The sequence below is a fragment of the Levilactobacillus sp. HBUAS70063 genome, assembly GCF_038374745.1.
Taxonomy (GTDB): Bacteria; Bacillota; Bacilli; order Lactobacillales; family Lactobacillaceae; genus Levilactobacillus.
This window is the reverse complement of sequence record NZ_JBANSM010000004.1, coordinates 164,311-176,422: the sequence shown is the minus strand read 5'-3', so window position 1 is coordinate 176,422 and position 12,112 is coordinate 164,311. Positions and strand designations below refer to the sequence as shown.

10 protein-coding genes are annotated in these 12,112 nt (G+C 51.1%); all 10 read right to left on the bottom strand.

From position 1 onward, the window contains the following. Window positions 1-297 precede the first annotated feature (297 nt). Window positions 298-771, bottom strand: coding sequence for an SsrA-binding protein SmpB (gene smpB / locus V8I28_RS07665; protein ID WP_341779532.1), 474 nt, complete (start codon window positions 769-771; stop codon window positions 298-300). Window positions 772-786: 15 nt separating this feature from the next. Next, on the bottom strand, window positions 787-3,180 hold the full coding sequence (gene rnr, locus V8I28_RS07660) for a ribonuclease R (protein WP_341779531.1): 2,394 nt from the start codon (window positions 3,178-3,180) through the stop codon (window positions 787-789). Between the two features lie 19 nt (window positions 3,181-3,199). Next, entirely contained in the window at window positions 3,200-3,943 is a 744-nt protein-coding gene (locus V8I28_RS07655; RefSeq protein WP_341779530.1) for an alpha/beta hydrolase, read from the bottom strand. A gap of 146 nt (window positions 3,944-4,089) precedes the next feature. Next, a complete protein-coding gene (secG, locus tag V8I28_RS07650; RefSeq protein WP_168849226.1) occupies window positions 4,090-4,326 on the bottom strand; it encodes a preprotein translocase subunit SecG in 237 nt (78 codons plus the stop codon). A gap of 96 nt (window positions 4,327-4,422) precedes the next feature. Continuing rightward, window positions 4,423-5,979, bottom strand: a complete 1,557-nt coding sequence (locus tag V8I28_RS07645; protein WP_341779529.1) for a ClC family H(+)/Cl(-) exchange transporter — start codon at window positions 5,977-5,979, stop codon at window positions 4,423-4,425. Window positions 5,980-6,037: 58 nt separating this feature from the next. Continuing rightward, the gene (locus tag V8I28_RS07640) at window positions 6,038-7,258 is read right to left on the bottom strand and encodes an LPXTG cell wall anchor domain-containing protein (protein WP_341779528.1); all 1,221 of its coding nucleotides are present in this window, start codon (window positions 7,256-7,258) and stop codon (window positions 6,038-6,040) included. 121 nt (window positions 7,259-7,379) lie between these two features. Further along, the gene (gene eno / locus V8I28_RS07635) at window positions 7,380-8,699 is read right to left on the bottom strand and encodes a phosphopyruvate hydratase (protein WP_233669702.1); all 1,320 of its coding nucleotides are present in this window, start codon (window positions 8,697-8,699) and stop codon (window positions 7,380-7,382) included. A 108-nt stretch (window positions 8,700-8,807) separates the two neighbouring features. Then, entirely contained in the window at window positions 8,808-9,566 is a 759-nt protein-coding gene (gene tpiA, locus V8I28_RS07630; protein ID WP_341779527.1) for a triose-phosphate isomerase, read from the bottom strand. A gap of 143 nt (window positions 9,567-9,709) precedes the next feature. Further along, on the bottom strand, window positions 9,710-10,912 hold the full coding sequence (locus V8I28_RS07625) for a phosphoglycerate kinase (protein ID WP_341779526.1): 1,203 nt from the start codon (window positions 10,910-10,912) through the stop codon (window positions 9,710-9,712). Between the two features lie 189 nt (window positions 10,913-11,101). Then, window positions 11,102-12,112 carry a type I glyceraldehyde-3-phosphate dehydrogenase gene (gene gap, locus V8I28_RS07620; RefSeq protein WP_233669699.1) on the bottom strand — a complete coding sequence of 337 codons (1,011 nt, stop codon included), beginning with the start codon at window positions 12,110-12,112 and terminating at the stop codon, window positions 11,102-11,104.

Below are 12,112 nucleotides of genomic sequence, written 5' to 3'. Positions count from 1 at the left end.
CATAATTCTAGACTTTTTTGTTACTTTTATGATTATCTGTCCGGTTAGTAAATCGAGTGTTTTTTCTTGTCTTTTATCACCCGGCATGGCCTAGAATACGCCCTTTGCCAGCGGTTGAGTTGCTTATAAAAGCATAATGTTTATTCACACTATAATTCGTGCATAATTTGTTAGTTTGCAATCAATTGATGAATTTCATGGTAGACAAAAAGTCCTGTAAATCATTTAAGATTTACAGGACCCTTTTCGGCTAACAAAACGGTCGCTCGCACGGCTTCGTTTCGCCAGCTCAATCACCTAGTAGCGCTTCATGACCCGGGCAATCTGCCGGTCTTGTTCCCGCCGCTTGATGGTCTCTCGTTTATCGAATTCACGTTTCCCGTGGGCAACCCCAATGAGTACCTTCGCAAAACCATGCTTCAGGTAGACCTTGAGCGGAATCAGGGTAACCCCCTTATCCTGGGCCGCTAGTCCGAGCCGGTGAATCTGTTTTTTATGCAGGAGTAGCTTCCGGTTCCGCAACGGATCGTGGTTGAAACGATTGCCTTGAACGTATTCGTTAATGTGAACGTTCATTAGCCACGCTTCGTTGTTTCGAACCTGGGCAAAGCCATCTTGTAAATTAATGCGCCGTTCCCGAATCGATTTAATCTCGGTTCCGGTCAATACCAGTCCCGCCTCAACCGTTTCCGTCACAAAGTAATCGTGACGGGCCTTCCGGTTCTGGGCGAGCACGTTGTCCGGCGTCTTCTTAGACTTTTTCTTAGCCAAGTGCTGTCACCTCGCTTAGTGTCGGCCACCTTGTGAATTATTCCGGTGTTGACCGCCATTGTTACGATGGTTGCCATTGCCGTGTTGGTTGGTCGACCGTTGGTTACCATTCCGGTGATTGCCATTGCGGTTACCGCCGTGCTGGTTGCCGTTACTATTATTATGATTGTTGTTACGCCCGTGGAAGTTGCCGTTGCGGCCACCGCGTGAACGGTGTTCTCTCTTCGGCAGCAGGTCGCTGACCGGGGCATCCTCTGGGTTCAACAGTTCGAAATCAATTTCACTTTGTTCCTTGTCAACATGAATGACCTTGACCCGAATCTTCTGGCCAATCTTGTACGTCCGCCGCGTATTCCGACCCACTAAGGCCAGGTACTTTTCGACGTATTCGTAGTAGTCATCCTGCATCCGACTGATGTGAATCAATCCTTCAATCGTGTTTGGCAGTTCCACGAACATCCCAAACTTCATGACGGAGCTGACCACAGCATCGAATTCCTCGCCCACGTGATCGGCCATGTATTCGGCCATCTTCATGTCGTTCGTATCCCGTTCGGCGTCAATTGCCCGCCGTTCGGCTTCGGAGGTGTGAACCCCGATCTCTTCCAAGATGGGCGCAAACTTTTCCTTGCTGGCATCGTTAATCCCGTGGTCTTCATAGTAATGAATCATCCGGTGAACCATCGTATCAGGATACCGTCGAATTGGGGACGTGAAGTGGGTGTAGAACTCGGCGCCCAACCCAAAGTGTCCCAGGGATTGATCGGCATACCGTGCTTGCTTCAAGCTCCGCAACATCATCACGGAAACCATGGCCTCTTCCGGCTTACCAGCGACTTGCTTCAAGATGCCTTGCAACATCTTTGGCCGCAAGTGGTTGGGATCACCCTTAACGTTAATCCCGAAGGCCGTCAAGAATTCGAAGAAGCTCCGTACGCGGTCGCCATCTGGCGTTTCGTGGACCCGGTAAAGGAACGGCACCTTAGCGCGGAAGTAGTGTTCCGCAACCGTTTCGTTAGCGGCCAACATGAAGGATTCAATCATCCGTTCGGCCATGCCCCGTGTCCGCAGCTTAACATCGATGGCGTGACCCTTGTCATCCACGATGATTTCGGCTTCACGGTCATCAAAGTCAATGGCCCCGCGACGCTTGCGTTGCTTAACCAAGATACGGTGCAATTCGCCCATTTGTTCAAACATTGGGACGAGTGCCTTGTAGCGATCCATGGTAACTGGGTCGTGGGCTTCCAAGATTTGGTTAACGGCCGTGTAGGTCATCCGCGCCTTAGAACGCATGACAGACGGGTGAATCCGATGCTTAACCACGTGACCATCGGGATCGATTTCCATGTCACAGCTCATGCACAACCGCAATTCGCCCTCGTTTAGAGAGCAAATGCCGTTGGACAAGCGCCGTGGCAACATTGGAATAACCCGATCGGTCAAGTAGACACTGGTTCCGCGCTTGTAGGCTTCCTTATCCAGAATAGAATCTTCTTGAACGTAGTGGGAAACATCGGCAATGTGGACCCCTAAATGGTAGTTCCCATTATCCAGTTTCCACACCGTGACGGCGTCATCCAAATCTTTGGATGACTCGCCATCAATGGTAACCAGGTCTTGGTCCGTAATGTCTTCGCGGCCCTTCATTTCTTCGGGGAGCACGTGATCCGGAATCTCATCGGCGGCCTGCATGACCTCTTCGGGGAATTCGGATGGAATGTTGTGTTGGTAAACAATCTGGAGAATATCAATTCCCGGATCGTCCACACTCCCGATGACCTGCTTAGCAATTCCGACCATGGCATCGGGATGCGCCTCGTTCGGGTACTCCGTAATCTCGGCCGTCACAACTTCACCCGGCGTTGGATTCAACCCCACGTTGGTGACGTAGAACTTGTACTTCATGACCTTCTTGTCGGTCAACCGAACTTGGCCTAAGTAACCGGCGTCATCGTCCGTCTGCATGAACTCACCAACGACTTGTTCGTAGTGATGTTCAACAATTTCCGTGACCTTACCTTCAGGACCCTTGCCGCTCCTAGGATCGCCGGCCCGGACGATTTCGATCTTAACCGTATCCCCGTTCAGCGCCCGCAACGTATTGTTGGGTGCAATGTAGGCATCCGGTTCAACCTTATTCTCGTCGTAAGCCACGAACCCAAAGCCCTTGTCATTGCCGTGGAAAATCCCGGTCAATGTCCGTTGGCTTGGATCGAGCTGAAAATGGCCGCGTTCAGTCACTTGAACTAAGCCGTCCCGTTCCAGTTGCGCCAGCTCTTGCACGATCAGCTTAAAGGCCGCTGAGCCGTGGTAATGCAGGGCATCTGAAATATCTTCTACTGTGTAGTCCTGGTCCGAGTGTGCTCGGAAGAACGCTGTTAAATCACTCTTTAAATTATCTTGCACTATCGATTCCTCGTTATTTTTAAAAGATTGTGTGTAAATACGTCAATATATCCGCCTCTAGGGCGTGGTGTGCCGAGTTGACCGTCAAGACGTGGCCGGCACCAGCATACTCGTGAAAATCGGTTTGTTGACTACGATAGGCCGCGGCCAACCACTGACCCGAACGCGGATCAATCATCTGGTCCGCATCCCCTTGGGCGATGAAGACCGGCTGCTTAATCTGATCCAAGTGAGTCGCGGTCGTATCCGTGAAGGCTTGAATCGCCGTCAACTGCGCGGGCAGATGTTCCTGAATCCAGGCCATGCGATTAGCAATCTCCGGACCGTCTAATCCCTGTTGCTGATAGGCGGCTCGAGCCATCTGGATAAAGGCCGTTGGGACGTTGGTCTGCCCGCGAAAGACCACAGGAGACGCAATCGTTCCGCCCCCCACTAACTGCGGGTCCGTCTGCAACGCGCGCGTTGCAAACAAACCGCCCAGGGACAAGCCAAAGATGGCAATCTGTTGATACCCACGCCGCCGTAACGACGCAATCGCATCGCGCGTGTCCTGCCACCATTTCCGTGGCGACCCCTCGCGGAGAATATCCGCCGGGTCTCCCGTGGCGTGCCCCGTGAAGATGGGGGCAAGCACCGTGTAATTTTCGCTCTCTAGCCGGCGAGCCAGCAAGCGCATATCGTTAGAACTACCCGAATAGGCGTGCAGCAGAATAACTGCGTGAGGCCCCTGCTCAAAGAAGAGCTGGGTTGGTTTTCGAATCATGTAAAACCACCACTTTCCGCTATTGCTGAGATAGTCATCGTGAACTTCGTGCCGACACACGATTCGAGGATCCCCTCGGGCTGGTTCTCAGCCCCACTAGCTGTAAAAAAGCCCCCTGTAACGAACACGAACAGGAGGCTCAATCTCTAGTGTGAAGATAGATAAACTAAAGCCAGTGCCAGTCCAAAGAAGATTGCCCCCAAGACGACCGTGACCTTTTGCATGAAGGCTTCAAACCCCCGTGGCTTGGACTTAGCGAATAAGTCATCGGCACCACCGGATAAAGCAGACAACGCGTCATTGGTCTTAGCAGGTTGCATCATTACCGCAATAATGATCAAAACACTGACAATTAAAATACAAGTCATTAAAAAATTATACACAAATTTGCCTCCTACCTATCGAATAGGTCTAATAGGTCTAACTATACTCTTCCTAATTTATCATAGTCGGGCCGGTTTTACCAGTCCCGTGCTCACTTAATCCAATAAGCGATGCGGCGAATGATCCAGCCGCGTCAGCTGTTGGCGGACATACGCCCGGTTGTGCCGGTAGGTAAAAATAATTAGGGTGTCGCCCGACTTGAGGATGGTGTCCCCGTTGGGAATAACCTCGCGTTCGCCCCGCCGAACGGCCACCAATAGCGACCCATCCGGCCAGGTCAGGTCACGCACCTGTTGGGTATCGAAGCCGGAATTCTCACCGACCGTGTATTCGACCCGGTCGGCGACACCATCGCGATTGGCCGCCGCCGGCTTAACCAGTTGCCGGAGCATGGCTTCGTAGATGGGCGCCCCACCGAGAATATCTACCGTGATGTAGGCCACGATGGCCACCACGGCCAAGGGCATCAGGTGATGGAGCGTTCCAACCATTTCCGTAATCAGCAGAATCGCCGTGAACGGTGCCTTAGAAATCCCCGCAAAGTAGCCGGCCATGGCGTAAATAATGAAGTTCGCCACAAACATTGATGGCAACCAACCGAGGAGGACAAACGTCCGGGCGCCAATCGCCCCCAGCAACGCGCCCAGCGTCAGAATTGGCAGGAAAATCCCCCCGGGTAGCCCGGAACCGTAACTAACGGTTGAGAAGACAAATCGTAAAATAAAGTACCCAATTAGTGGCAATAGCAGTGGCGTTTCCTTGGCAAACGTCACAATCATCTGATTGCCGCCGCCCAAGGTCAAAGGCCACATCAACCCAATGGGAATCACTGCGAGGAAGGGAATCACGCCATCGAGGTGCCGTGGCAACCATTTGATGCGGGCATACCAGTCGCCCACGCGCAACGTCACCCATTGATAGACGTAGCCGAGCAGTCCCAGACCAATGCCGAGAATCAGCAATAGGCCGTAGTATTTCAGCGGCAACGCCTGATGATAATTAATATGTAACACGGGCGTCAAGCCAAAGATGCCGTTGGAAACAAAGTTGGCCACGACCGCGCTAGTCAAAGCGGTAAGCCAGACTAGAGTTGAAAAGCTATGGTAGACTTCTTCCAAAATGAATAGTGTCGAGGCGATGGGCGCATTGAAGGCCGCCGACAGTCCGGCCGCCGCACCACCGGCAATCACCAGCCGCCGCTGGGTCCCCTTAAAGCCCAAGCGATACGCCAAGCCCTGGGCCACGGTCCCGCCCAATTGAATAGACGGGCCTTCCCGTCCCAGGAACAGGCCGGAACCGATGCCCAGAACGCCGCTGACAAATTTCTTCCACAGAACCGGCCACCAGGCATAGTCCAGCTCACCGGCCAGCTGCCCTTCAACCTGAGGAATCCCGGACCCCTTAATCATGGGGGTCTGCTTAACCCAGCGGCCCACCACGAGGGCCAGTCCCACGAGGAGCGCGGCCCACGGGATTAGCCACCATGGGTGTTGGCCTAACCAGCCGTAGATTCCCTGAACCAGAATCAGCATATGTTCAATCAGCAGGCGAAACACACTCACCACAATTCCCGCAAATAACCCCACGAGGGCCCCAAAGTAAATGGCTTTAAGTCGCGTTAAATCTGGTTGAATGGGTTGTTTCTTCTGCATGACTGATTCCTCCGTTTTTTATCGTCCAGCAACTAGTCTATCACAGTTTTAGGGGAGATTAGTCACGAAAACGCCAAAAACGATAACCACCGATTCCTGCTAGCGCTACCAAGCCTAACAGACTCGCCTTCGCGGTTTGTTCATTAGTTTGCGGTAATTTGGACTGTTGCTTGGTCTTTTGAATCCGCCACTGACGACCACCTGCTCGCAATGGCTGTGAATCGGTCGTCTGAGCCGTCTGTGACGCTTTTGCCGGCTTAGTCTCCGATGCAGGGGTACTTGATAGCGTTGGCTCGTCGATGGCCGTCACGGGCTGTTCAGCGAGCTCTGAAACGTGATCGAGATTGCTGGTTGGGTTCAGCGTGGATGAGGGCCCCACAGATTGAGAACCCGTCTCGTCAGATTCATCGGTCGGATCGGGTGCGACCGGCACGACCAGTTCGGGATGGGTTAACGGGAAGGCCGGTACCGGTTCGGTCGGCAATGGGTGCTGACCAGGCAGTATCGGCGCGATTGGTAAAGGATTACCCGGTCGTGTCGGTGTCCCACCGGGCTGGACTGGCCCCGGCTGATCGGGAACAACGGGCTTCTCCGGCTGACTAGGCTGGTCCCCCGTCCCCTGAGTTGGTGGGACCGGTTGACTGGGTTTAGCCGTCACGGGTGGTGTGGAGTGCTCACCGGCATTCGGCTTTTCCCCGGCATCCGTCTGCGGGGTGCCCGGTGCAGTCGCTTGGTCGGTTCCCGATTGGGTAGACTTAGGCGTCACGGCCACCTGCCACGCCTCACTGACCTTATGAACGAGTCGATCCACATCGGTCGGTTTCTCCAGCCGATACCCCACCGGTGCCACAATATTTAATTTACCGCCAACCGTGACGGTTCCCTTAACAATGCGGCTGGCAACTACCACCCTGGTTTGGGTGTTAACGTAGCTGAGTTTAACCGTCGCCAGCTTCCGGGCGCCCGTGTAGGTCCATACCATCGGCCGATCCGTTTCTTCCGGGGCCTGCATGCCCGTGCCCGTTCTCATGCTCGTCAAATAAGCCGCCAATTCTGGTTTACCTGGAATCTGATCCCCCGGCCTCACTTGAAAGATTTCTGACTTATAAAGCCGATCGACCTCAGCGCGTCCCTCGTCTCTGGCGCAAATCATGTAGTTGACGTGGAGAGCATACGTTTTTCCACCGTCGGCCGCCAACCCAACCATCCCGCCACTACCCATCAAGAAGCCACTCGCAAATAAGCTGAGCATCACACCATGTTGCCATTTCATTTTCATCATCAATTCCCCCTTATATCCCTTAACTCCGGCAAAAGTCGAGAAATATTCGTGGAAATCAAAAAAAGTGGCATCTACCCACCGAAATGCGTAAATGCCACTCTCTAATTTAACTTTTGAATTACTTGTTAACGATGGCCAAACGTGCGTCTTCGTCCAAGTTGTAGAAGGAGTGAATCCCCTTGTATTCGGAAGTCTTACCTAATTGGTCTTCGATCCGCATTAATTGGTTGTACTTGGCGATCCGTTCGCCACGGCTCATAGAACCAGTCTTGATTTGACCAGCGTTCAAAGCAACAACTAAGTCGGCGATAGTCGTGTCTTCAGTTTCACCAGAACGGTGAGAGATAACGGCCGTGTAGCCAGCTTGCTTAGCCATTTCAACGGCTTCAACGGTTTCAGTCAAAGTCCCGATTTGGTTCAGCTTGATTAAGATAGAGTTACCAACACCCATCTTGATTCCCTTAGCCAAGTAGTCCGTGTTCGTAACGAACAAGTCGTCACCGACGATTTGGACCTTCTTGCCTAAGCGCTTCGTAGCCATTTGCCAGTCTTCCCATTCGTTTTCATCCAAAGGATCTTCGATAGAAACAACTGGGTACTTGTCAACGATACCTTCAAGTAAGGTAACGAATTCTTCAGCAGTGTATTCCTTGCCGTCACCCTTAAGTTCGTACTTCTTGGTGTCAGCGTTGTAGAATTCTGATGAAGCACAGTCAAAGGCGATAGCAACATCCTTACCAGGGACGTAGCCGGCGTTCTTGATTGCTTCAACTAAGATTTCGAATGGTTCTTCGTTGTTCTTCAAGTCAGGAGCAAAACCACCTTCGTCACCAACGGCAGTTGAGTAGCCCTTTTCGTTCAACAAGTTCTTTAAGTTGTGGAACGTTTCGGAACCCATCCGGATAGCTTCCTTGACACTCTTAGCACCAACAGGCATGATCATGAATTCTTGGAAGTCAACCTTGTTGTTGGCGTGCTTCCCACCGTTGATAACGTTCATCATTGGCGTAGGTAAAACGTGACCATTGAACCCGCCTAAGTAGTTGTACAAAGGTTGGCCTAATTCGTCAGCAGCGGCACGGGCAGCGGCTAAAGAAACACCCAAGATGGCGTTGGCCCCTAACTTACCCTTGTTTGGCGTACCATCCAAGTCGATCATGGCTTGGTCGATAGCCCGTTGGTCGGTAACATCGTAGCCGACAATTTCCTTGGCAATCAGGTTGTTAACGTTGTCAACGGCCTTAGTAACACCCTTACCCATGAAACGACTCTTGTCGCCATCACGAAGTTCAACGGCTTCGTGTTCACCAGTTGAGGCACCAGAAGGAACGATCCCCCGGCCCATAGCACCGGCTTCGGTGTAGAGTTCAACTTCAACAGTTGGGTTACCACGAGAATCTAAGACTTCGCGTGCGTAAATATCAGAAATAATAGACATTTTTTGTATTCTCTCCTTATGAAAGTTTGGCTTCACGGGAACAAGACAACCATCCCATGTATCATTCTATAAGTTTAACTTTGAACTTTCAATCACAATTTTACCGTTTTACAAATTTTGGTAGTTTGCGAGCTGAATAAATGACTGCTCGTCGAGGCTGGAACCCCCGGCTAAGACGCCATCCACGTTATCTCGCTGCATTAAACCGACAATATTGTCCGGCTTCACGCTCCCACCATATAAAACACGAACGCCATTGGCCACATCATCCGAGTAAAGATCGGCCAACGTTTGGCGGATCAGGTAACAGCCATCCTCGGCCTGGTCTGCCGATGCCGAAGTCCCACTGCCAATCGCCCAACTCGGTTCATAGGCAATCACAATCTTGGCGGCATCCTCACTACTAACCCCGCTTAAAGCAGCGGAAACTTGGTTGACGACCCAATGAATCTTTTCGCCGGATTCCCGACGCCCCATGGTTTCATCGCAACACACGATGGGCGTCATTCCGTTGCGCAAAACAGCGAGGACTTTACGGTTGATCACATCATCCGTTTCGTTAAAGTACCGCCGCCGTTCGGAATGGCCCACGATGGTATAGGGAATCCCCATCTCGTGGAGCGCCTTGGGGCTGGTCTCGCCCGTATAGGCCCCCTCGTCTTCGTAGTAGCACGTCTCCGCGGCAATCCGCAAGATATTGTCCTGGTTAGCGTCCAGCATTGTTTGTAGAAACAACGCCGGGGCCGCAATGGCCGTTTCTACGGTATCCGTAGCCGGTAGTTTACCCTGAACAGCTTCGATGAAACTGCGGGCTTCCGTAACCGACTTATTCATTTTCCAGTTACCTGCAATCAGGGGTATCCGCAACCTAATCCACCCTTTCTCAAAATAAATTGACTACGCTTATCATCTTACCGGACGCCCCGCCATTTAGCCAGTGAAGTGTCTTCGCGATGAGCGGTCATCATAATAAAAAGCCATGATGACTGGCACCACAGCTCTTTATCCATTTACTTATCAGAAATTGCAGCAATTCCTGGTAACGTCTTACCTTCAAGGTATTCCAGAGAAGCGCCACCACCAGTAGAAATGTGGGACAATTTGTCAGCAACACCGAGTTGTTGAACGGCAGCAGTGGAATCCCCACCACCAACGATGGTCTTGGCTTCGGTCAAAGTCCCTAAGAACTTACCAATTTCCAAGGTACCTTCTGCATAATTACTCATTTCGAAGACACCCATCGGGCCGTTCCAAACCACCGTCTTAGCTGACTTCAAAACATCTTCGAATTCAGCAACAGACTTAGGTCCGATATCCAAGGCCATGTAGCCATCAGGAATATCGCCATCAACCGTCTTGTGGGCGGCATCGTTATCGAATTTTTCAGCAACAACGGAGTCCGTAGGCAGAACCAGCTTGTCGCCGGCCTTGTCTAAGATTTCCTTGGCTAAGTCAATCTTGTCCTTTTCAACCAGGGAGTTCCCGATCTTCATGCCCTTAGCGGCGTAGAACGTGTAAGTCATCCCACCACCGATAAGAATCTTGTCGGCCTTGGCCAATAAGTTATCGATCACACCGATCTTGTCAGAAACCTTGGCACCACCTAAGATGGCAACAAATGGGTGTTCTGGGTTGTCCACGGCGCCACCGATAAACTTGATTTCCTTTTCCATCAAGAAGCCGGCAGCCGTTTGGCCCATATTGGAAGCAATGCCGACGTTAGAAGCGTGGGAACGGTGAGCCGTCCCGAACGCATCGTTAACGAAGACGTCACCCAATGAAGCCCAGTACTTGCCCAATTCAGGGTCGTTACCGGATTCACGCTTAACGTTTTCGCCGTCCTTAACGTCTTCGTAACGGGTGTTTTCCATAACCAAAACATCCCCATCACTCAAACCGTCAATGGCGTCTTCGAGTTGCTTACCTTCAGTCGTTGGGACGAAGGTTACTGGCTTGTTTAACAAGTTGGACAGGCGTTCTGCGACTGGACGCATGGACAAACCTGGCTTGTCTTCTTCCTTCTTGATCCGACCTAAGTGGGACAAGAGGATGGCCTTGCCACCATGTTCACTTACGTACTTGATCGTTGGTAATGCAGCCACGATACGGTTATCGTTACCGATCACACCGTCTTTGATTGGGACGTTGAAGTCGACCCGCATAAGGACTTTTTTGCCCTTTAAGTCTAAATCAGAAACTGTTAATTTAGCCAATTTAGAAAACCCTCCTTGATTGCTTATCAAAATAAAAGATTACTTTCACAATATACAGCACTTACCTTCAGAATTCAAAGGACTTGTGTTAATTTTCAAAACTAATGAAAAACGCGTCGGAGAATGCCCTCCTCCGCCGCGTTTAACACTTAAACTGTTTAAATTTAACCGACTTGCGCCGCTAGCTGATTAGAGCGTAGCGAAGTGCAATAAGGTCCGAACCATGTTGCAAGTGAAGCCCCATTCGTTATCGTACCAAGCAACGGTCTTAACTAATTGGGTGTCACCGGCAGTGGTAACTTCCGTTTGCGTTGGGTCGTAAACAGAACCATGGTCGTCATCGATGATATCAGTAGAAACGATTTCATCAGCGTTGTAACCGAAAGCATCGTTACCTTCAGTGTGCTTCTTGATAGCTTCGTTGACTTCGTCAGCAGTAACCTTCTTGTCCAGAACAGTAACTAATTCAGTCAAGGAACCGTCAACAACACCAACACGTTGTGCATGGCCTTGTAACTTACCCTTCAAGTCAGGGATAACTAAACCGATAGCCTTAGCAGCACCAGTTGAGTGAGGAATGGTGTTGATGCTTGCGGTACGGTTGTTACGCATCTTCTTGCCACGAGGGCCGTCCAAGATCATTTGCGTAGAAGTGAAGGCGTGGATAGTCGTCATAGTCCCGGCCTTGATGCCAAATTCTTCGTTTAAGAAGTATGCCATTGGGGCCAAGCAGTTGGTCGTGCAAGAACCAGCAGAAACGATAACGTCATCCTTGCTCAAAACGTCCAAGTTAACGCCAGGAACAACAGTCGTAACGGCACCGGCTGGAGCGGAGATCAGAACCCGCTTAACACCAGCATCGATATGTGCTTGTGACTTTTCTTCGGAAGTGTAGAAACCGGTACATTCGAGGACGAAGTCAACACCGTCATTCTTAACCCAAGGAATGTTTTGTGCCTTTGGTTCAGCATATACAGGGTATTCCTTACCGTCAACCACGATACCCTTATCCGTTGATGAAACTTCACCAGGGAAACGGCCATGAGTTGAGTCATACTTCAACAAGTAAGCTAACATTGAAGGTGTCGTCAAATCGTTGATGGCAACAACTTCGATGTCGCTTGAGTGGAGTTCGTGAATCCGCTTGAAAGCCAAACGGCCGATACGTCCGAAACCATTAATACCAATCTTTACAGTCAT